Below are 22,447 nucleotides of genomic sequence, written 5' to 3' on the forward strand. Positions count from 1 at the left end.
ATTATGCAGCCAATGAATATGTGGATAAATACGCCACACACATTTAAAGTATTTATCCACATATTCATTAAGCTTATAAAAACTAAGGTATCATTCTTTCCCTCCATAGTCTTAATATAAGTTAAAATAGCATGCTTCCATGGTTCTCTCCGCGGTCTGATATGGCTAATTTGTATTTTAGCCAAGCCGCACTATACTTGTTAGGCGGAAGTGGACGGCAACATGTGTCTTACGAAGTCTATGCTTCAACCTAGGATCTTGCTTATCCCTTCCATCGGCATTGCTATCTTTACTTTACATCAAATTATCTACTTTTTGCATTTATTGATAACAGAATTCTGTTTTACTAACCAACATCCTATGCATAATTACAGACAACTTCCGCGCTACGGCAACAATTGCTTTCTTCATACCCTTCTTTTTTGCAAGCCTCAATCCCCAGCTTCTCAATTTAAATTTCCTTTTACATTTTACCAGTAAGACTTGTGCTGCTTCGTACAACACATTCCTACATTCTACTGGTCCCATTTTTGATATACTTCCATGCCGATCAATCTCTCCAGAAGCGTACTGTCTTGGGCTCAATCCCATATAGGCTCCAACTGCATAAGATGTTTCAAACCTATATGCATCATCTATCGCAGCTTTGTATGTCATTGCTACTATAATACCAACTCCTGGAACAGTAGTTAATAATTTACAATCCTCATCTTTTTTACCTTGCTCTGAGAGCATTTTGTCAAGTTTTCTTATCGATTCTTCTATTGTTTCTAAGCTATGTACTAATGCTTCAATTGAGTTCTTGCTAATTTCATCTAGCTCATTAATTATTTCTTGCACTTTTAAAATGAAACTTGTAGATCTGGCACGCTGATCAATTTTTATCCCGTATATTTTTAATAATCCTCTTATTGTTCCCTCAATTTTCTCTCTGCTACGTGTTAATTGTCTTCTGCTTCCAAGCATTATTTTAATCTGACAAGCTTCATCTGACTTTACTAATACCTCTTTAAATAGCCCAACTCTCATCATTTGTGCTATACCTCTTGCATCATTTTTATCATTCTTATTGATTCTTGCAGACAATGCTGCTGCCATATGCCTTGCATCTACACAAGTTACTGGCAATCCAAATCTCCTCAATTCTTTGCACATTGATATTGATAGTTGTCCACTTTCTATCCCTATTGCTTCATATTTTTTGCTTTGACTAAGCAAATACTCCGCTATTGTACTGCTTTCACTTACAATAACTTCTTCTTTAACAATTTTTCCTTTCTCATCAACGATACTGATAAAAGTTTCCTTGAGTGAGACATCTAATCCACTATAATATTTCATAAGACTGCTCCTACTGTAAAAGTTTAAATTATTTTTGAAGAACTAATTCTATTGAACTTGTTACTTCGTGCTAAAATAATGGAGTATGTCTCTCCATCATTCAATAGCAATTACAGTATGTGTCTTATCTAACTCTTTGAGTGTACCATCCTTGAGATCATAACAATATATTATATCTATGTCCTTACTTTTATCAACTTCAATCACTACTAAACTTTCATACTTTTTCCCTAATCTATCACATTGACTAACAAGCGACTCATAAGAGCTCCTGATATCCTGTATAATTTGAAATTTTTCTTCTTCTGAAAGGTTCTTGTGTTGTACTAAATAAAAGACGCCTTTGTATTCAAGTTCAAACAGCCGTCCATCACGATCTACAAACTTATGATCCGTCCATGCACCTCTACGATCTGTATATTCATCTACTAGTCCATGATCTTTATATGCATCTACTAGTCCACAAACATTCTTCTTGAGATTTTGTATAACTTGAAGTTTTTCTTCTTCTGAAAGGTTCTGGCGGTATATAGTACAAGTTGTACCTTTGTATTCAATTTGAAACCTCTGTCCATATTGAGACTCCCGGTTATATTCTGTATATTGATCTACTAGTCCACAAACATTCATGACATTTTTTATAATTTGAAGTTCTTCTTCTTCTCCTGAAAGGTTCTGGCGGTATATAGTACAAGTTGTACCTTTGTATTCAAAAATAAACCACGATCCAAAATCTTTATACCAATCTATTAGTCCACAAACATTCTTGACATTTTTTATAATTTGAAGTTCTTCTTCTTCTGAAAGGTTCTGGCGGTATATAGTACAAGTTGTACCTTTGTATTTAAAATCAACCCGCGATCCAAAATCTTTATATTCATCTACACCTTTTTGTTCACAAAGGGCTTTGTAGTTTTTTTCTATCACCTCATGGTTTTTTTCTTCTACCTCCAGTCCAATGGCATTTGCCATTAGCTCTCTATTTGCATCGTCTAATTGCCTTACCTCTGCTGTGGAAAACTTCAATTGAAACACATGAGCGAATTCATGAGCCAAAACTTTGTCCATACCACTAGCTTTATGGAGCAATATGCTTTCTCCATTTGTTATCCCCAAAGAATTATTTAGCGAAGATTGACTCTTTGAAAACCCAGGAACCAAAGTGCCATATTTCTCATAATCAAGATCATTATTAAGAATATAGGTATTCACAGTAACTTGAGTATCACTATTTATACAAAACTTTGCTTTATATGCCTCATAAGCATTTTGAATATCAAGCTTTATTTGATCTTGCTCCCGTTGCGATACATCGTCATAATGTATTACGCAATTCAACTTTCCATATTCAAAATTAAATTGATTAGGCAATAGATCTTGAATCTTTTTTGGAATTGTACACTTATTAAATTTTTGTTGAAATGTCTCGTTATATAAATTATTATTGTACTTACTAGGGAATCTACCAGGCAAATAAGGTATCTGTGCAATCGTTTTTCCATCGCCATCATGGAAGAAAATATTAGAATCATCAATCCTAAAATCCCTTATAGATTGCCCGCAGGTGCCATCATTTGCACAATCGTGATTATTTGAGTCAGTCTTTAACCATGCATTAGTGTATTTTTTCATTTTGATACCTCACTATTAAATCTTAACTATATTAGTATCTTAGTAAAAATTATAATAATTTATTAATTTGTATGTTTAGCTGCATGGTTCAAGAGTGTGGTGAAGAGGATTTAGTATAAATAATTCTGGAGCACTGATAACATATAAATTCATAAGAGGTAATACCCTTAAGACGCTAACTATGGATTAGAAAAATAGTAAGAGAGGAGGGGAAAAGAGGGTAAACTCCAGTATTTTAGCGATAATAGGAGGTTACCCAATGAATAAGAATATAACAGAATTGTTCTGTTTTGTAGATGATTATTGTAAAACAATAGATGAAAATTTTGCAAACATACTATTGTCAAGTGGTAAAAAACCTACCAGAGTACCAGAAATAAAGTATTCTGAAATTATCACAATAATTCTACTTATCATGAATACTCCAAATACTATTGGTAGCAAAAAAAATAAGCAACTACGTGTAATGAATAATTTAAATCCAGCAATGTGAAAAATCACTCCTACAAGAATTAAATAGACTAAAGAAGTTCCCATAATAGTAATACCAATTCTCAATAATAATGAGACAAATGAAAAAGAGTGCTTTCCGCCTATAACTGGAGGTTTAAGTGAATTTATCGTATATTCTATTTGTCTTCCCAATAACGAAGTTTGGTATAAGACTGTCAATAATATATGCTATAACACGCCTAGTTATTTCCACGCAGTTTAAATTTAAGTGGCATTTTTCAGGTCTGTAATCTATTACTACTGTTTTTGCAATTTTATCGTGGAAGAACTGCTTGCGTTTATCAAATACTGCAAATATTAAAACCAAGACTGGTAACATTAAAAACCACTCAGAAATACAGAAAGGTGCCAACAAAAGCATCTTAAGAGTGCTTCTTATCACTACTTGCATTAAAGCAATATTTTCAAGTGTATTTGCATCTTTTATGTATATGCCACATAACAACTTTCCTGGAGTCCAGCCAAGTTTTGCTATCATTAATGTTTCCAATACTATAAGCAGTAATATTCCTAATACTCCTTCTTGCACTAAAAAGTCTGTATCAGTATAACTGAAGACAACATTAACAAGTTCAGTAAAGGTCTCACCTGATGATATGGACAAAATGAATAGAAAAAAGACAGGAAATATTATTTGATCAACTATAAACGCTATAACACGTTTATTAATTCCCGCATAGTTATCCATTTTTGTACCCAACACGATTGCCTAATACCAAACTTCGTTATTGGGAAGACAAATAGAATATACGATAAATTCACTTAAACCTCCAGTTATAGGCGGAAAGCACTCTTTTTCATTTGTCTCATTATTATTGAGAATTGGTATAACATATCAGACTAGCAATTAAATAATAAAAATTGTTTGTTTGCTGCTCCTTGTCTTCTCTTGCTTTCAACCGAGCAACTGGGTAAGTTGATCTATTTCATTTATTGGCACAAGTTTAACTTTTGCGTGTCTGCTGACCTGTATAACCCCTTAGCTGTTTGAGAGAGTTCACAGAAATACTGTACATTTTAAAAAAAATCACTCTGAAGCGTGCTTAATTTCAATAGCATCCACCCCATTCTGCTAATAAATCTACTTCGTGTCCCGTTCGGTCACGCCAAAAATATAGATTAGCAGGTAACCCCTGATTGAGGCGCCTCTTGAAAATCTCCAAAACAATCAAATTTTCAAACAGAGCTCCTTTAAGGTAGTGTGTTTCTAGTTGATTCTCCTTTTCAAGGCCAAGGAGCGTACAAGCAAGACCAGTGTCATAGAAGTATAACTTTGGCATCTTGATTAAACGCTTGTTGAAACTTTGGTGAAATGGTTGAAGAAAAAATATTAGGTAACTAGCTTCCAAAATATTCAGCCATTGTCGCACGGTTGTATGAGAAATGCCACAATCTTGAGCAAAAGATGATAAATTAAGCTACTCGACCTGTTGAGGAAGGTTTGCAATATTCTCAATATTTTTAAGTTGTCGAACATCTCGCTCAATGTAGGTTTGGATATAACTAGCCAGTGGGTGCATGTTAAGGCTATGTAACCCAGGGTATTCTACCTTTAAAATAGCTGAATTAACATTTATAGGAATCAGATAAACTGATACCAATTCCTAAAAATAAATAGACGAATAAAGAAAAATTTCTAAAATAGAATAATTTAAGAATTAGTGGGGAGTTATGGCAGGAAAAAGTAAAGCAATAGGAGAAGAATTATATAATAAGTGTAACCTGGAATTAAAGAAGCACGGCATAAGAGGAGAGATAGGAAGAAGATTACAGGCAATAATATCTGCAAAAGAATATGGAATAACAAAAGTTGCTCAAATATACCGAATTACTAGAACTACATTGATGAAGTGGATTACAAGATTTAAGGAAGGAGGAGTCAATGCGTTTAAAATACAACCAGGACGTGGAGTAAAGCCGAAGTTGAGCTACAAGCAGCAAGAAGAAATTAAAAATGTCATAGCAGAAGAAGGAGCCAACCTAACGGCTAAGAAATTAAAAATCATAATTGAGAAAATGTTTTCTATTGAGGTAAGTAAGTCTACAGCACATAGACTGATGCAAAAGTTAGGTTTTTCGTATATTACTCCAAGGCCTGTGCACAATAAACAGGATAAAAATAAACAAGAAGAGTTTAAAAAAAAATCTTAATGAAACTATTGTCACGTATCCCGAAAAAGAGCTATTTTTCTTCGATGAGTCGCGGTTTGGCACACATTCAAAGATTGGACACGGGTGGTTTAAAAAAGGCATTAGGACACAGGTTAAGGTAAAATTAGGTAGGCAAAACTTTTATCTCTATAGTGCAGTTAATCCTAGAAATGGAGAGAGTTCTAGCTTATTCGTACCAAACGTCAATACTGATTGTATGAATATATTCCTTGAGCAGATGTCACAATATTTAGGAACAAGGGAGGCATTTCTTGTTGTGGATTGTGCAGGATGGCATAGATCCAAAGGTTTAAAAATACCACAAAATATTACCTTAATCTATTTACCTCCATATTCACCAGAGTTAAATCCAGTAGAGCGTTTATGGCAATATTTGAAAGACAATCTCATTAAAAATAGAATATATGACTCTGTTAGTTTATTGGAGGATACTGTATGTGCATTCATTCGTAATATTACGGAAAGTTCGATCAAAACCATTTGTTCTGTGAGTTATTTGCCTACTTATTTATGAGATTTGGTATAACATTGTCGGAGGAGTGTTAAGTTCAACAATGCATTTATATTAACCTCTGCATATCTAATACCAACTTCGTTATTGGGAAGGCAAATATCACAAATTCGCTCAAATCCCCATCTATAGGCAAAAAGGCGCTCTTTTTAATTTGTTTCATTACCATTGAGATTTATGAGTAATTTATACAATAGAGATTATATAGCCCTCCTTCCTTTCTTTATTGAAAAATTAAAAATCCTGTACACTGGGTGTAGTAAAGGTTATTTCTATTTTCCATGACGCACATCGTCGCTATGGTTGTTTTGCCACTGCCACCTTTTTGACCACCGACAACTATTCCCTACTTTAATTCTATTCCGATATTTAGAGTCAAGATATTTTAGTATTTTGATACTTTAGTACTTTAATATTTTGATACTTTAGTACTTTAATATTTTGATATTTTGATATTTTAGTGTTTTGATACTTTAATGTTTCAGTATTTTGATATCACAAACACTTAAATAAGAAAAAGTCTGCCATACAGATTTGCTTACACTAAGACTTACCCTTTTATTCAAATTCTAAAGGGTATTACAGATGTTTTCTGAATAAAGCTATTAATTTACCTAATTACAAACAACGCTATAAAAACCTTTTAAAACGCTTTAAATGGCCACCGTGTTTCTATTACACTTAAACCTCAAAGTATGTCTGCAAACTTACAAACGAGCTAATTAATGAGGCATGAATTGTTCACTAACTCATGTGCACAAAATTTCTTGGCGTGAGTTCTTAGATTTTATTAGCAGCCATCTCATCCATTAGGCGTTTCTTCTCTTGTTCATATGCTAGTAATCTTCTTCCGACCAACTAAGCTTGTTCATCTCTTCATATGCTCGTTTTATTATTACATTGCTACCAACTATTTTATCCAGGTCCTCTTCCCTTGTTTCTGCTGCGTATCGAAAAAAATAACACCATTTCTCAACTATGTTTTCTAGTTGATCCTCTTTTGTTTTTGGAAATTTTGGTAGTTCTATGAAAGTAAAACTAAAGTCATTCAGGTAATGTTTGCAAGTAACCTTACCTAGAATAGCATGATCTGACTTGTACTCATTCTTGTTTGGAAAAATAATACAATCAGCAACAGTTATAAAGATAACTTTCTTGAGTTTATGATACTCTTGATCTACTTTATCTATATCTATTTGGTTTACGTAAGTTTTAGCAGCATAATATTGGGCACATTTCTCAAAACCTTTGGTCTTAGTGAATGCCATTTTAACAATATAACTGGAACCTTGAGAGTCCTCACAAAGAACATCAAAAATGCCCTGCTCTTTAGCGGCAATCTCAAAATCCAAAATGGCAGCTAAAAATTGAACATTCTGGATAGTAGCCAAACCAGTAAAGCCTAAAATATCATTGAGAAAATGAATGAGGATGTCTTTATTCCTCTCAGTACCGAATATTCTCTTGAAAGCGCAATCGGTTCGTGCATCAAGAAATTTTAACAAAGCCATAGTAAAAATGCCCGAAAAATATTAACGGTTATACACTACTTTCTACAAATAGAAATCTTATTTTTGCTACACAGTTATATTATGTATTCCTATACAGGCATCTTTCCTAATTCATTTTCTTTATTGAAAAATTAAAAAAAATGCTGTATAATTATTAGTAGACTTTGGTAAAACTTATGGCAAACGCTAGTATAGCTCTCAGTAAAGAAACTTCACAGCATCTTGCTGATTTAGCTAAACTTTCCAACCAGTCTGCTCAAGAGCTAGCAGAAAGGCTAATCAAAGAGGCAATTGAACTTGAAGAAGAAGATATTCTGTTATCTGCAGTTGCTAATGAGTATGACGTTGATGGTGCAGAAGAAATAGAAGATAGTGAAGACGTCTGGGAATAAACCATATACCATCAAATACCTCAAGCGTGTTCGTGAGGAGGATATACCATCCTTACCAGAGAATATAAAGACAGGAATCAAAAAAGCGATAAGAGAGCGACTTACAGTTGATCCAATAAAACTTGGTGAGCCGCTACATCATAGCTTAAAAGGACACAAAAGGCTAAGAGTTAGTAATTATCGCATTATATATCGCGTAAACACTGTAGAACACAAAGTAACCATCGTTGCAATAGGACACAGAGATACCATTTACGAGAAGGCTAGGAAGATACTTAGTAGGCATTAAATATATTTTTTACGTAATCACTTTTCCTGTGTCAATTAGAAGATATTCTATAAACATTAAATATATTTTATACACCACTCCTTCCTGATCCATTCTCCACCTTAGGTGGCTTCGCTCAGCTCAAAAAAAACTCATTTTTTTGGTACACCCCCCTATAAATTATATACTATTTTCTTTATTGAAAAATTTAGAAAGATGTTGTAAAATTGCTATAGTAGTAGACTTTGGTAAAACATATGGCAGATTCAGGCGTTAATATTAGTGAAAAAGTTTTAAAAGATCTTGCTCGTCTAGCTAAAGTAAAAAACCAATCAGTTCAAGAGCTAGCAGAGCAGTTTATACAAGAAGCAATTGAAAATGAAGAAGATATGGCGATAGCCAAACTCGCTGTTCAACGCGACACTCGAAATGCAAAATTCATTAGGCATGAAGACATCAACTGGTGATAATTACTTAATCTGTTATGAGGAAAATGTAGTTCACAAAGATATTCCAAACCTTCCTAAGACAATATGGTCAAGGATAAAAGAAATTGTAAAAGAGCGCCTTACGCTTTCCCCTGAGAAGTCAGGGGATCCCTTGCTTGGTGAATTCAAAGGATACCGTAGAATACGAACAGGTGATTACCGCTTGATCTATCGAGTAATTAAATCAGAACGTATAGTAATAATTACTGCAATAGAGCATAGAGAATACATTTACGGAGATTAAAACATTCTATAAACATATATATATTTTTTACGTAACCACTTTTCCTGTTTCAATTAGAAGATATTCTATAAACATTAAATATATTTTATACACCACTCCTTCCTGATCCATTCTCTACCTTAGGTGGCTTTGCTCAGCTCAAAAAAAGCTCATTTTTTTGGTTACCCCCCTATAAATTATATACTATATTATATTTTATATATAATATAGTATATAATTAGGGGAGAGGCGACGAAAACAAGATTTAGAGTTTGAGGAGCCTCCGGTTTAAGGTAGAGAATGGATCAGGAAGGAGGGCTCAGGGTCGATGGACGTTGATGAAGATATAAAATTAGTTGTTTAAGTGATAAACTACTTAATTCCAGAGAGATCAACTATGTTTTTGTAGGAAGTTCAGCAAGCCTTGTTTTTTTGTGCAAAACCCTGTTTTCAAATCATAATGTTCGTGTAAGTGTTGCCATCTTTAACCTTTTCTTGCATATTGAAACTATAAAATTCAATTTATGTACTTACGCTCTATAACCCCAGTCTTAGAAGGATTTTCTAACTGCTTTGGGCATTACAGAGTCTGGTAAAACAACTATTACAAAACATGCACGTATCTTTAGAAAATCTAGTTTTCATAGGGCATTTCTAGCTAAAGGGCGCTATTTTTGATCCTGAGATATCTTCAAGAACCTGCAAAGTGTACTAACAGGGTCTTAAAATTTTTCTCTATTTCAGGGCGCATAGGCATACTACCTCTAATACCAAATCTCATAAATAAGTAGGCAAATAACTCACAGAACAAATGGTTTTGATCGAACTTTCCGTAATATTACGAATGAATGCACATACAGTATCCTCCAATAAACTAACAGAGTCATATATTCTATTTTTAATGAGATTGTCTTTCAAATATTGCCATAAACGCTCTACTGGATTTAACTCTGGTGAATATGGAGGTAAATAGATTAAGGTAATATTTTGTGGTATTTTTAAACCTTTGGATCTATGCCATCCTGCACAATCCACAACAAGAAATGCCTCCCTTGTTCCTAAATATTGTGACATCTGCTCAAGGAATATATTCATACAATCAGTATTGACGTTTGGTACGAATAAGCTAGAACTCTCTCCATTTCTAGGATTAACTGCACTATAGAGATAAAAGTTTTGCCTACCTAATTTTACCTTAACCTGTGTCCTAATGCCTTTTTTAAACCACCCGTGTCCAATCTTTGAATGTGTGCCAAACCGCGACTCATCGAAGAAAAATAGCTCTTTTTCGGGATACGTGACAATAGTTTCATTAAGATTTTTTTTTAAACTCTTCTTGTTTATTTTTATCCTGTTTATTGTGCACAGGCCTTGGAGTAATATACGAAAAACCTAACTTTTGCATCAGTCTATGTGCTGTAGACTTACTTACCTCAATAGAAAACATTTTCTCAATTATGATTTTTAATTTCTTAGCCGTTAGGTTGGCTCCTTCTTCTGCTATGACATTTTTAATTTCTTCTTGCTGCTTGTAGCTCAACTTCGGCTTTACTCCACGTCCTGGTTGTATTTTAAACGCATTGACTCCTCCTTCCTTAAATCTTGTAATCCACTTCATCAATGTAGTTCTAGTAATTCGGTATATTTGAGCAACTTTTGTTATTCCATATTCTTTTGCAGATATTATTGCCTGTAATCTTCTTCCTATCTCTCCTCTTATGCCGTGCTTCTTTAATTCCAGGTTACACTTATTATATAATTCTTCTCCTATTGCTTTACTTTTTCCTGCCATAACTCCCCACTAATTCTTAAATTATTCTATTTTAGAAATTTTTCTTTATTCGTCTATTTATTTTTAGGAATTGGTATTACATATTATTTCTCTAAGGCTTTAATGTACTCTTCTGCAGCTTTGATTATGATACGAGTGATTTTATCTTCTGTTTTAAAGGCTGTTTCTCTTAGTTTCTTATATAAACTAAGTGGTATTTTTGCCGTTATTAGTCGTCGTGGTTCCTCCATTTCTTTAACAAAACTCTTTTGATCCTCATTTGTATAACTTACAGCAGAATCACTAGGTATCTCATTAAATTCACCTTCTGGAAATGTAGGTTTTTTTCTTCTTTTTTTAGGCTGTAACTCGGGCATTTAAGACCTCCTTATAAATAGATTTGATTTCCTCAGATGCCTTTAAATCTGCTGGTTTATATTCAACAGTTGCCATACCTTCGTTAGAGGCTCGTCGTACCGCAATTCGTTCACTTAAAAAATTATCGAATCTTGTTAGGTTGTCAAAATCACTTAAAAAATCATCACATTCTTCGATTTCTTTTTTAGCTGTGACTGGGTTGGTATTAACTTTATTAAGTAGTACTTTTGCGTTAAAGTTTTTCTTGCATCTTTGAGCACCGGCAACTAAATCGCTAAGAGTTTCAATTGTCCACATATCAAATCCAGATGGAACCATGGGAAATATAGCTAGGTCAGCTAATGACAAAGCAGCTCTCAATACTTGATTATTAGCACCACCTACATCAACAACAACCTCTTGATGTTCGGACCGTAAAGCTTGTAGTTGATTTATTATTACTATACCAACATCAATTGTTCGCTTACCTAATACCTCTCGACTAATGCTAATTCCCGGTAGACTTTGGTCCTCCCTTCGTCTTGATACCCATAAGGTAGCTGTCCTTTGCGGATCAATATCATAGAGAAGGACATTTCTATTTTCCATGACGCGCATCGTCGCTATATTCGTGGCTATAGTTGTTTTGCCGCTACCCCCTTTTTGACCACCGACAACTATTATCATATCCCCTACATTAATTGATATAGCCTATTATGATATTCCGATATTTAGAGTCAAGATATTTTAGTATTTTGATACTTAGATACTTTAGTATTTTGATATTTAAATATTTTGATGTTTGAATACTTTAATATTTAGATATTTTGATACTTAGATACTTTAATGTCTTAGAACCTGTACATGATCTCAAGAAAGGAATAAACTAAGAGATAATGTATATAAGTTAGGATATATGAGGAGTTTATACCCAAGTGATATAAGTTGGGAAAGATTTGAGATTATATTACCAGATCTAGAGTCCTGTAGAAAAAAAACAAAACCAAGAAAACTTGATTTGTATGATGTATTTTGTGGAGTATTATACGTTCTGAAAAGCGGTTGTCAGTGGAGAATGCTACCAAAAGAGTTTCCAAAATGGCGCAATTGTTACGACTATTTTAAGAAGTGGAGTGAAAAACCAGATGCAAATAAAGAAAGTGTTCTGGAGCTGGTGTTAAAAAAAAATAGTTGCGACAAAACAATGGTCGGAAAGAAAAAACCAGCTTCTGCATAATTGATGCACAGAGTGTAAAAAATGCAGATACTGCTGAAGAAAAAGGCTATGATGCAGGCAAAAAGATTTCAGGGCCATATTGCAGTAGATACGCAAGCATGCAATTTATGTAACAACAGCAGAGATAACTGACCGTAGCAGTGCTGTGAGAATGGTAGAAAATGCAAAAGAAAACCTCTCGGGAGTTAAAAATGTACTGGTTGATGCAGGCTATACGGGAGAGAATTTTGCAACTCAAATAAAAACGATTATTGGTGCAACCGTTGAAGTGATAAAAAGAAATGAATTACATTCCTTTGTTGTATTGCCCAAAAGATGGGTTGTGGAGCGATCTTTTGCTTGGTTAGAAAAATGTAGAAGATTGTGGAAAAATTGTGAGCGAAAACTCAATACTAGCCTACAAATGGTCGTTCTGGCTTTCACTGCCTTACTCCTGAAAAGATTATGAACAGGTTCTTATACCACACATACTAAAACAAGAAAAAGGTGCTCGAACGGAAACAGCGTCATTCTTCAACATCGCAGATATCGTCAGGACAAAAGATGGTTTCTCTTACATCACTTAGCTAATTTATCCAGCCTTTCTGGCTCAGCTACAGTTTTTTGCGTTTTAACTAAATGCTTACATACCAAGTTGCTTTTCCTTTTCCATGCTGAGTAATGTAATTACTCTTCACAAGATTAGATACATGCTTCTTTAAGGTATTGCGGTTTGCTTTAGTAATATTTTCTAAATCCTTCATTGTAAGACGTCCATGTTTGCTAAGCAAAACTAATATTTTGGCTGAAAGTGGTGGTAAATAAAGATTTAATACCTTTTCATGTGACACCTTTTGCTCAAGATGAGACTTTTGCTTTTGCAGTGATCTTAAAAAAAACATAAGCCATGGATTAAAATCATAGCCGCTCGTTTTCAAAGATTGTTGAGTACGACGCAAAGCTAAGTAATAACTCTCCTTGTTACTTTCAATTACACTTTCAAGAGAACTGTAAGGTACGTATGTATACCCTAACTTTAGCAACAAGAAAGTTGTAAGAATACGTGATAACCTTCCATTTCCATCTTGAAAGGGGTGGATGGCCAAAAAAGTAACTATAAAAATGCCAATAATTAATAGAGGGTGTGACGATTTCACTCCTAATTGCTGGCTAGTCCAATAAATAAGTTCTTGCATTTGTATCACCGTTTCAAATGGAGAAGCTGTTTCAAAAATTATGCCTAAGCTTTTTCCAGATTCATCAAACGCTTCAACATGATTGGGAAATTTCTTATATTCTCCCATGTGTCTTTGATCTTTATATGAAAATTGCAAAAGCCAGATATGAAACTGTTTTATGATGTTTTCTGTGAACGGCATAGTTTCAAAGTTTTGAAATACCTCCTCACACACATACGCATACCCAGCTATTTCTTGTTCATCCCGAGAACGAAATGAGCGTGTATCAAGTTTGGATAATAATTGTTCAACTTCACGGTCTGATAATTTTGCCCCTTCAATACGAGTAGAAGAACCAATACTTTCAATTGTTGCAATTTTTTTGAGCATTTGTAAACGTTCTGGAGCTAAATTACCAAATAATTGCCATGCTCCTTTAAATTCATCAATCTCAGCAACTAATTTTAGTATTTCAGGTGTTATTTCAATTTTTGAAATATCAAACATATCCGTATTCTTATCCAATTATACTCAATTATATTCGAAAATATCCTATTAGCAAACTCTTAAATTGTTGCTCTCTCATTAGTTTTTTGCATATACACAAAACTCTCTGGCTGGCTCAATTGCCACATCTTCCAGTAAAAAAGGCAAATTTCTTTTAAGAGCATACTTTAATCCAGATGTCTTCTCATACTTCTATTTAGAGTCAAGATATTTTAGTATTTTGATATTTTAGTATTTTAATATTCTGATACTTTACTATTTTAATACTTTAATGTTTTAGTATTTTGATATCACAAACACTTAAATAAGAAAAAGTCTGCCATACAGATTTGCTTACACTAAGACTTACCCTTTTATTCAAATTCTAAAGGGTATTACAGATATTTTCTGAATAAAGCTATTAATTTACCTAATTACAAACAACGCTATAAAAACCTTTTAAAACGCTTTAAATGGCCACCGTGTTTCTATTACACTTAAACCTCAAAGTATGTCTGCAAACTTACAAACGAGCTAATTAATGAGGCATGAATTGTTCACTAACTCATGTGCACAAAATTTCTTGGCGTGAGTTCTTAGATTTTATTAGCAGCCATCTCATCCATTAGGCGTTTCTTCTCTTGTTCATATGCTAGTAATTCTTCTTCCGACCAACTAAGCTTGTTCATCTCTTCATATGCTCGTTTTATTATTACATTGCTACCAACTATTTTATCCAGGTCCTCTTCCCTTGTTTCTGCTGCGTATCGAAAAAAATAACACCATTTCTCAACTATGTTTTCTAGTTGATCCTCTTTTGTTTTTGGAAATTTTGGTAGTTCTATGAAAGTAAAACTAAAGTCATTCAGGTAATGTTTGCAAGTAACCTTACCTACACGCCTACGACAATGTCGCAAAAAATAGAATTCAAGAAAACAATTCTTGGATGTATGGTCCCAAAGAACATGCAGAGTCAAAATATGCAACGTTGTCAGAGGATTCATGAGTTTTCGCTTATCAAATTGTAGGTAAACCTAAAGCTATCGGTATCTTGGATTATCAACAAAGTTGTGGATAACTCAGGTATTAGTTCTTATAACTTTATTTTTATATTAGGGGGCACTTTCCACTTCTTTAATAAGAATATACTAAAAAATATATAATATCTACTTATATACATTGTTACTAACAAAATTGTGGATAACTTTTAGAAAAAATAGAAAGAAAAACTACTTAGTACTACTCTCTTAGAATAAAAGTAGAACTATTTATATAAAAACTTGTATAGTTACCAAGTTTTTAATGAGTTTTCTTCAATTAGGCAATAAGAGGGTCACTTTCAGGTGAAACGTTAACATTTTTACTTCTTATTCAGGGGGGTCTAACTCCCTGTAGATTGCATAATTTGTCGTAATCCTTTAGAACATCAAACGGATTTTCTCTAATACAAGATAGTATATGGCGTAGCTCCCGCAATATCCTTCTTCTATTGCGAATGTACTTCTTCGTGAATAGAAAGGAAAAATGCCGCCGCGCGATCGAGAAAAAGTCTTTCTCCGTGTCAACACCAATTCTGATCATTCTGTCTTTAAACCTGTTGAAAAGCAGTTTTAGCCGCCGCTCCAGCTCTTTCCTTACGTATATTTCAACAGCAGCTCCTCCTCGCTCGCTCAGCAGACTTATTTGGTACAGGTTATATCCCTGTACCGTCCTGAAAATTTGATATACGTCGTCTGGCGTTTTTCCTCCTGCAAGTAGTTTTTCCTCCCTCTCCTGATTAGTATTTTTAATTATAAAATCAATGTGGCGGTCGACTTTTTCTTTCATACCTCTAATGCTGTATAAATGCTCATCAAAGGTTATCCAGAGATTTTTGACGTAGACCTTTATTGCCTCAATTTCAGGGTGGTCCTGGAACTTTTCTAAAACTTTTTTTATGGCATCTTCTCTAATAGATAGTACGTCCGGGGCTTGCGAAGTTTTTAGACTGTAAAACTTATCATTTACTATCTCTACAAAGTATTTTTCCGCCTCTTTTTGGGCTGCATTGGAAAAGATTTTCTTTGCCTTATGCGGATTGAACTTTCCTGAAAGATAGGTACTATGTTCTTCTGGAACAGAAGTTCCATTTTTAAACCATCTTACTTCCTTATTTTTTAAAACTTGTAATAGTTCACTGGCAGTAAGACGCGTTTCATCGTCGAAAGTTCTAACTGGAAGCTTGAGCTCAACTGACTTTTCTCGCGCTTTTATTCTTCTTCTAGAGTTGATTTGCGCTCGAAGATGTTTGCTGTTGACATTAACTAAATGCGAGCTGCCACGTATGTTGAAGTTATGGGATATACGATAATAAGAAGTCAGGATTTTTTTTTCTTGACTTTCTCTTTTATTAAAGTAAAAATCTTTTTGCATGGTGGTGCTGGTAATCTTTTTTTGTTGCTAAGAAATGATTACTATATAATTTAAGTTGTGTAAAGGACGAAGTTGTTCTTTACACAACTTCTTCTAAAATTTAATGATTTTCTTTCATCGCGAGGATTCTCCTTTCAATAGGTTTACTGTAAATTTTATGCTATGTAAAGCATAATTTTTTGTATCCGTTCAGGCAATGGCGTCAACTTAAGAGCCTCCATTAGCAAACTCTCCTAAAAACGTGATGACGTTTAGGCTTATCCACTTTATTGTGGCTATACAGTCGTCCTGGTCGGATTTTAACTTTAGCGCGTATACTTAAAAAGGGCTTGAAAGTTTTTTGGCGCAACAAGCACTTGATAAAGTTTCTGTCTCATCACACCAAATAAAACTGAAAAATTTAAACGATACTCAGTAATTTGATCTGGGTTCCAAGGCCCTTGTGCATCACACATATGAAGCGATAATATATTACACATAACTAAGTTCGCCCAAAATTCTTGTAATACAGCCTCTCCAGAAAAATTCTCTAATTCTGCACCTATTTTGAGCCGTTTATAGCACTCCTCTATGTGCCACCTTAATACATAAGCTTTGCTGGTATCTTCCAAAGTAAATTTTTCTCGGTCAAAAAGTGAGGTAATCAGCTTTGCATGTTTCACCTAAAAAGGACACATTTTAGACTTCTTTGTTGAAATAAAACAGAAACAAAAGTGCTGTTTATTGCACTCTTTGGATAATTTAATGATAAAAAATTTAGAGAGAAATTTTATACACAATCACTGATATTTTTCCTTAAGTTGACGCCATTGCCTGAACGGATACGGAAGTTTCTTAGAAGACTTAGGTTCTTACTATTTGCCGGGAGATTGAAAAACATCTTAATTGGACGCTCTCATTCCAATTATTCATTCCTCCGTACCTTTTGGTTTATGCGTATCAACTTTATTTCGCATATCAAAACTAACGACAATTCAGACATAAGTTCCTTTCGTAACCATATCTAACTTTCTTAGGGGGATTTATTACAAAGTTTAATATTATCCCTTTTTAATCCATGCTTGCACCCTAGAAAATCGCCACTTTTCCAAAGTGTGGATTATGATTTCAACCCGATGTTAGGGCGGATGTAATTTAACCATCACGATTTCATGACTATCGGATCGCACGAGAACAATTTTTCTTGGAATCGGCCGGTCTACCTTTCACTTAGATCTGTTGGATACTTTTTTCTCATCTTTACCCCATACTAAAATTTCAGATATTATAGCCTTTTATTAGTTTCCGGACAAGCTCTTACACTACATACCCCAGTTGCGGATTAGCCAACGAAGTAAAGCTTAGAAATGCAGCGGCTGCATGGAATATGAAACAAGCGTAGAAAAGATGTGTACCAAAAAATTTACCGTTGATCTGTGGCGAGTATGCTCAATCTCAAATTTGTTTTTCAGAGAGCCAAAAACTGTCTCAATAATCGATCTTTTTCTTAACAAAATCTTCTCATTTAGCGCCATTAATGAGTTTTGCATACCCTTTTTTATACTGGTTACAAGCTTTAACCCTCTATCGAATAATTCGTGAAAAAGATCTTTTTTGATATATCCTTTATCTCTAAACAATAATCCAGTCAATTTCTGAGTTAAATTTGGCACAGGTATCAACGTTGCCTTTTGTCACCGTAACCCCTTGAATTTCGCCAGTTTCGTTGATTACTAGATGTACCGAAAAACCACCCATAGGTAGTCTTTCCAATCTTTGCCAACCCTTTGAAAACTTTGTTTCTCGAGGTCCTTTTTGGATGGTAAACAGCGATAGATGTTGCATCTATGTACGAAATCCCTGTCACTTTTGACTGTTCGCAAAACCATTGCATTAAGAGCGCTAAATACCATAAAACCCGCGATTTTAGCCTAATAAACCTACTATAGGATGGAAATTTTGGAAACGCTGATTCGTATAATAATTTCAAATAATGCACATAGAAAATTTTAAAATTGTCGCACTTGATATAGCAATATTATGGTAAAAATCTCTGAATGCGTAATCTCTGGCCTCCTGGTTGGTTTTTTGCCACTTGGTAGAAGTTTTTCTGCAAAATTTTTGTCAACTGAATTGCAAAAATCGTCGATCAGGCAAAATAATTCTGTTATATTTTTATTCATGGGTAACCTCTCTATTTTGTGAATAATTTACGGAGGTTACCCTATTTTCCTGGCTTTTTCACTGCTTTCTAATCCGCAACTGGGGTTACATGAACTCATCAGTTGGGTGATAATCATCTGATAAGTGATGATTGTTTACAAAATTTTCTGCAACATTGTCATTTTGTTGATTAGGTTCTTCTTGTTGATTAGGTTCTTCCTCTTTAGACCAATATAACCATGAAGAGAACGGTGAGATAGAATCAATAATGAATTTTATTGCTGAAAAAATAATATTGGATAGGAAGTTACTGGGTTGCTGAGTATCTTGTTGGCTACTTTTTTCCTCTTCTGCCTTACTCTGTTCTTCTTTTTCTGAGCCTGCATCTTCATTAATTGTTACTTCAGGTCCCTTTTCTGGTTTTGGACTTTCGTTTTCTGCCTTACTCTGTTCTTCTTTTTCTGAGCCTGCATCTTCATTAATTGTTACTTCAGATCCCTTTTCTGGTTTTGGACTTTCGTTTTCTACTTCATCCACCTCTTGTTCAGGTTTACTTCTGCTTATAAGTTCTCTAATTGCATGAAAGTCAATAATAATTTTTTGTATCATGAAAAATATTTTTTGATGTAAAACTCAGGTCTGATACAACCTTTTATTTACTATCGTATTATCTTATTCAATCAAAAGGGGTTTTATTGGCAATCAAAACACCAGCACTAAATTTCTAATTAATCTCTTTTAAATTATGCAGCCAATGAATATGTGGATAAATACGCCACACACATTTAAAGTATTTATCCACATATTCATTAAGCTTATAAAAACTAAGGTATCATTCTTTCCCTCCATAGTCTTAATATAAGTTAAAATAGCATGCTTCCATGGTTCTCTCCGCGGTCTGATATGGCTAATTTGTATTTTAGCCAAGCCGCACTATACTTGTTAGGCGGAAGTGGACGGCAACATGTGTCTTACGAAGTCTATGCTTCAACCTAGGATCTTGCTTATCCCTTCCATCGGCATTGCTATCTTTACTTTACATCAAATTATCTACTTTTTGCATTTATTGATAACAGAATTCTGTTTTACTAACCAACATCCTATGCATAATTACAGACAACTTCCGCGCTACGGCAACAATTGCTTTCTTCATACCCTTCTTTTTTGCAAGCCTCAATCCCCAGCTTCTCAATTTAAATTTCCTTTTACATTTTACCAGTAAGACTTGTGCTGCTTCGTACAACACATTCCTACATTCTACTGGTCCCATTTTTGATATACTTCCATGCCGATCAATCTCTCCAGAAGCGTACTGTCTTGGGCTCAATCCCATATAGGCTCCAACTGCATAAGATGTTTCAAACCTATATGCATCATCTATCGCAGCTTTGTATGTCATTGCTACTATAATACCAACTCCTGGAACAGTAGTTAATAATTTACAATCCTCATCTTTTTTACCTTGCTCTGAGAGCATTTTGTCAAGTTTTCTTATCGATTCTTCTATTGTTTCTAAGCTATGTACTAATGCTTCAATTGAGTTCTTGCTAATTTCATCTAGCTCATTAATTATTTCTTGCACTTTTAAAATGAAACTTGTAGATCTGGCACGCTGATCAATTTTTATCCCGTATATTTTTAATAATCCTCTTATTGTTCCCTCAATTTTCTCTCTGCTACGTGTTAATTGTCTTCTGCTTCCAAGCATTATTTTAATCTGACAAGCTTCATCTGACTTTACTAATACCTCTTTAAATAGCCCAACTCTCATCATTTGTGCTATACCTCTTGCATCATTTTTATCATTCTTATTGATTCTTGCAGACAATGCTGCTGCCATATGCCTTGCATCTACACAAGTTACTGGCAATCCAAATCTCCTCAATTCTTTGCACATTGATATTGATAGTTGTCCACTTTCTATCCCTATTGCTTCATATTTTTTGCTTTGACTAAGCAAATACTCCGCTATTGTACTGCTTTCACTTACAATAACTTCTTCTTTAACAATTTTTCCTTTCTCATCAACGATACTGATAAAAGTTTCCTTGAGTGAGACATCTAATCCACTATAATATTTCATAAGACTGCTCCTACTGTAAAAGTTTAAATTATTTTTGAAGAACTAATTCTATTGAACTTGTTACTTCGTGCTAAAATAATGGAGTATGTCTCTCCATCATTCAATAGCAATTACAGTATGTGTCTTATCTAACTCTTTGAGTGTACCATCCTTGAGATCATAACAATATATTATATCTATGTCCTTACTTTTATCAACTTCAATCACTACTAAACTTTCATACTTTTTCCCTAATCTATCACATTGACTAACAAGCGACTCATAAGAGCTCCTGATATCCTGTATAATTTGAAATTTTTCTTCTTCTGAAAGGTTCTTGTGTTGTACTAAATAAAAGACGCCTTTGTATTCAAGTTCAAACAGCCGTCCATCACGATCTACAAACTTATGATCCGTCCATGCACCTCTACGATCTGTATATTCATCTACTAGTCCATGATCTTTATATGCATCTACTAGTCCACAAACATTCTTCTTGAGATTTTGTATAACTTGAAGTTTTTCTTCTTCTGAAAGGTTCTGGCGGTATATAGTACAAGTTGTACCTTTGTATTCAATTTGAAACCTCTGTCCATATTGAGACTCCCGGTTATATTCTGTATATTGATCTACTAGTCCACAAACATTCATGACATTTTTTATAATTTGAAGTTCTTCTTCTTCTCCTGAAAGGTTCTGGCGGTATATAGTACAAGTTGTACCTTTGTATTCAAAAATAAACCACGATCCAAAATCTTTATACCAATCTATTAGTCCACAAACATTCTTGACATTTTTTATAATTTGAAGTTCTTCTTCTTCTGAAAGGTTCTGGCGGTATATAGTACAAGTTGTACCTTTGTATTTAAAATCAACCCGCGATCCAAAATCTTTATATTCATCTACACCTTTTTGTTCACAAAGGGCTTTGTAGTTTTTTTCTATCACCTCATGGTTTTTTTCTTCTACCTCCAGTCCAATGGCATTTGCCATTAGCTCTCTATTTGCATCGTCTAATTGCCTTACCTCTGCTGTGGAAAACTTCAATTGAAACACATGAGCGAATTCATGAGCCAAAACTTTGTCCATACCACTAGCTTTATGGAGCAATATGCTTTCTCCATTTGTTATCCCCAAAGAATTATTTAGCGAAGATTGACTCTTTGAAAACCCAGGAACCAAAGTGCCATATTTCTCATAATCAAGATCATTATTAAGAATATAGGTATTCACAGTAACTTGAGTATCACTATTTATACAAAACTTTGCTTTATATGCCTCATAAGCATTTTGAATATCAAGCTTTATTTGATCTTGCTCCCGTTGCGATACATCGTCATAATGTATTACGCAATTCAACTTTCCATATTCAAAATTAAATTGATTAGGCAATAGATCTTGAATCTTTTTTGGAATTGTACACTTATTAAATTTTTGTTGAAATGTCTCGTTATATAAATTATTATTGTACTTACTAGGGAATCTACCAGGCAAATAAGGTATCTGTGCAATCGTTTTTCCATCGCCATCATGGAAGAAAATATTAGAATCATCAATCCTAAAATCCCTTATAGATTGCCCGCAGGTGCCATCATTTGCACAATCGTGATTATTTGAGTCAGTCTTTAACCATGCATTAGTGTATTTTTTCATTTTGATACCTCACTATTAAATCTTAACTATATTAGTATCTTAGTAAAAATTATAATAATTTATTAATTTGTATGTTTAGCTGCATGGTTCAAGAGTGTGGTGAAGAGGATTTAGTATAA

Annotated in this window: 17 protein-coding genes and 7 pseudogenes; 8 read left to right on the forward strand and 16 right to left on the reverse strand. The window is 34.0% G+C overall.

All coding sequences use genetic code 11. The features are described 5' to 3' along the window. Positions 1–321: 321 nt before the first annotated feature. Both AAGD99_RS08745 and AAGD99_RS08750 read right to left on the reverse strand, forming a co-directional pair. Positions 322–1,341 carry an IS110 family transposase gene (locus tag AAGD99_RS08745; protein ID WP_341822222.1) on the reverse strand — a complete coding sequence of 340 codons (1,020 nt, stop codon included), beginning with the start codon at positions 1,339–1,341 and terminating at the stop codon, positions 322–324. Between the two features lie 96 nt (positions 1,342–1,437). Beyond that, positions 1,438–2,973: a hypothetical protein gene (locus AAGD99_RS08750; protein ID WP_341823166.1), complete on the reverse strand. Its 1,536-nt coding sequence runs from the start codon at positions 2,971–2,973 to the stop codon at positions 1,438–1,440. Between the two features lie 259 nt (positions 2,974–3,232). On the opposite strand from AAGD99_RS08750, the pseudogene AAGD99_RS08755 reads away from it, so the two are divergent. Beyond that, positions 3,233–3,400, forward strand: a pseudogene (locus tag AAGD99_RS08755) (IS982 family transposase); the annotation flags it as partial. 180 nt (positions 3,401–3,580) lie between these two features. Here the strand turns inward: AAGD99_RS08755 and AAGD99_RS08760 are convergent. Next, positions 3,581–4,174: an RDD family protein gene (locus AAGD99_RS08760; protein ID WP_341823167.1), complete on the reverse strand. Its 594-nt coding sequence runs from the start codon at positions 4,172–4,174 to the stop codon at positions 3,581–3,583. A 40-nt stretch (positions 4,175–4,214) separates the two neighbouring features. Between AAGD99_RS08760 and AAGD99_RS08765 the strand changes: the two genes are divergently transcribed. After that, positions 4,215–4,337 carry a hypothetical protein gene (locus AAGD99_RS08765; RefSeq protein WP_341823168.1) on the forward strand — a complete coding sequence of 41 codons (123 nt, stop codon included), beginning with the start codon at positions 4,215–4,217 and terminating at the stop codon, positions 4,335–4,337. Positions 4,338–4,535: 198 nt separating this feature from the next. On the opposite strand, the pseudogene AAGD99_RS08770 reads toward AAGD99_RS08765, so the two are convergent. Continuing rightward, a pseudogene (locus AAGD99_RS08770) lies at positions 4,536–4,892 on the reverse strand (DUF4143 domain-containing protein); the annotation flags it as partial. A 265-nt stretch (positions 4,893–5,157) separates the two neighbouring features. Here AAGD99_RS08770 and AAGD99_RS08775 point away from each other — a divergent pair. After that, positions 5,158–6,172 (forward strand): IS630 family transposase gene (locus AAGD99_RS08775; RefSeq protein WP_341822214.1). Its coding sequence is split into 2 segments (ribosomal slippage): positions 5,158–5,622 and positions 5,624–6,172, totalling 1,014 coding nucleotides; the frame shifts between segments, so codons are not numbered across the junction. Between the two features lie 789 nt (positions 6,173–6,961). Here the strand turns inward: AAGD99_RS08775 and AAGD99_RS08780 are convergent. Further along, positions 6,962–7,680: pseudogene (locus AAGD99_RS08780) on the reverse strand (Rpn family recombination-promoting nuclease/putative transposase); the annotation flags it as partial. Positions 7,681–7,856: 176 nt separating this feature from the next. Here AAGD99_RS08780 and AAGD99_RS08785 point away from each other — a divergent pair. The 4 genes from AAGD99_RS08785 (at position 7,857) to AAGD99_RS08800 (ending at position 9,072) form a co-directional block, all read left to right on the forward strand. After that, entirely contained in the window at positions 7,857–8,072 is a 216-nt protein-coding gene (locus tag AAGD99_RS08785) for a hypothetical protein (protein ID WP_264735863.1), read from the forward strand. Next, positions 8,053–8,361 (forward strand): type II toxin-antitoxin system RelE/ParE family toxin, encoded by a 309-nt coding sequence (locus AAGD99_RS08790; protein ID WP_341823170.1) that lies wholly within the window; start codon positions 8,053–8,055, stop codon positions 8,359–8,361. Before AAGD99_RS08785 ends, AAGD99_RS08790 begins: the two co-directional genes overlap by 20 nt. Before the next feature lie 236 nt (positions 8,362–8,597). Beyond that, positions 8,598–8,807, forward strand: coding sequence for a DUF6290 family protein (locus tag AAGD99_RS08795; RefSeq protein ID WP_264735862.1), 210 nt, complete (start codon positions 8,598–8,600; stop codon positions 8,805–8,807). After that, positions 8,770–9,072 carry a type II toxin-antitoxin system RelE family toxin gene (locus AAGD99_RS08800; RefSeq protein WP_264735861.1) on the forward strand — a complete coding sequence of 101 codons (303 nt, stop codon included), beginning with the start codon at positions 8,770–8,772 and terminating at the stop codon, positions 9,070–9,072. The genes AAGD99_RS08795 and AAGD99_RS08800 overlap by 38 nt, the downstream gene beginning before the upstream one ends. Before the next feature lie 756 nt (positions 9,073–9,828). Here the strand turns inward: AAGD99_RS08800 and AAGD99_RS08805 are convergent. The 3 genes from AAGD99_RS08805 to AAGD99_RS08815 form a co-directional block, all read right to left on the reverse strand. Continuing rightward, positions 9,829–10,843 (reverse strand): IS630 family transposase gene (locus tag AAGD99_RS08805; RefSeq protein ID WP_341822214.1). Its coding sequence is split into 2 segments (ribosomal slippage): positions 9,829–10,377 and positions 10,379–10,843, totalling 1,014 coding nucleotides; the frame shifts between segments, so codons are not numbered across the junction. An 83-nt stretch (positions 10,844–10,926) separates the two neighbouring features. Further along, positions 10,927–11,199, reverse strand: coding sequence for a hypothetical protein (locus AAGD99_RS08810; RefSeq protein ID WP_341823172.1), 273 nt, complete (start codon positions 11,197–11,199; stop codon positions 10,927–10,929). Beyond that, positions 11,180–11,866 carry an AAA family ATPase gene (locus AAGD99_RS08815; RefSeq protein ID WP_341823173.1) on the reverse strand — a complete coding sequence of 229 codons (687 nt, stop codon included), beginning with the start codon at positions 11,864–11,866 and terminating at the stop codon, positions 11,180–11,182. Before AAGD99_RS08815 ends, AAGD99_RS08810 begins: the two co-directional genes overlap by 20 nt. A gap of 229 nt (positions 11,867–12,095) precedes the next feature. Between AAGD99_RS08815 and AAGD99_RS08820 the strand changes: the two are divergent. Continuing rightward, positions 12,096–12,864: pseudogene (locus tag AAGD99_RS08820) on the forward strand (IS5 family transposase). Positions 12,865–13,030: 166 nt separating this feature from the next. On the opposite strand, the gene AAGD99_RS08825 reads toward AAGD99_RS08820, so the two are convergent. The 8 genes and pseudogenes from AAGD99_RS08825 to AAGD99_RS08860 form a co-directional block, all read right to left on the reverse strand. Next, a complete protein-coding gene (locus AAGD99_RS08825; RefSeq protein ID WP_341823174.1) occupies positions 13,031–14,080 on the reverse strand; it encodes a Fic family protein in 1,050 nt (349 codons plus the stop codon). A gap of 587 nt (positions 14,081–14,667) precedes the next feature. Next, a pseudogene (locus AAGD99_RS08830) lies at positions 14,668–14,937 on the reverse strand (PD-(D/E)XK nuclease family transposase); the annotation flags it as partial. A gap of 493 nt (positions 14,938–15,430) precedes the next feature. Beyond that, the gene (locus AAGD99_RS08835) at positions 15,431–16,471 is read right to left on the reverse strand and encodes a hypothetical protein (RefSeq protein WP_341823175.1); all 1,041 of its coding nucleotides are present in this window, start codon (positions 16,469–16,471) and stop codon (positions 15,431–15,433) included. Between the two features lie 220 nt (positions 16,472–16,691). Beyond that, a pseudogene (locus tag AAGD99_RS08840) lies at positions 16,692–17,118 on the reverse strand (IS4 family transposase); the annotation flags it as partial. Between the two features lie 693 nt (positions 17,119–17,811). Further along, positions 17,812–18,633, reverse strand: a pseudogene (locus AAGD99_RS08845) (IS982 family transposase). An 85-nt stretch (positions 18,634–18,718) separates the two neighbouring features. Further along, positions 18,719–19,222: a hypothetical protein gene (locus tag AAGD99_RS08850; protein WP_341823176.1), complete on the reverse strand. Its 504-nt coding sequence runs from the start codon at positions 19,220–19,222 to the stop codon at positions 18,719–18,721. A 454-nt stretch (positions 19,223–19,676) separates the two neighbouring features. Then, positions 19,677–20,696, reverse strand: a complete 1,020-nt coding sequence (locus tag AAGD99_RS08855; protein ID WP_341822222.1) for an IS110 family transposase — start codon at positions 20,694–20,696, stop codon at positions 19,677–19,679. Between the two features lie 96 nt (positions 20,697–20,792). After that, entirely contained in the window at positions 20,793–22,328 is a 1,536-nt protein-coding gene (locus AAGD99_RS08860; RefSeq protein ID WP_341823166.1) for a hypothetical protein, read from the reverse strand. Between the last annotated feature and the right edge of the window lie 119 nt (positions 22,329–22,447).

This window comes from Wolbachia endosymbiont (group A) of Clivina fossor (genome assembly GCF_964026865.1).
GTDB lineage: Bacteria > Pseudomonadota > Alphaproteobacteria > Rickettsiales > Anaplasmataceae > Wolbachia.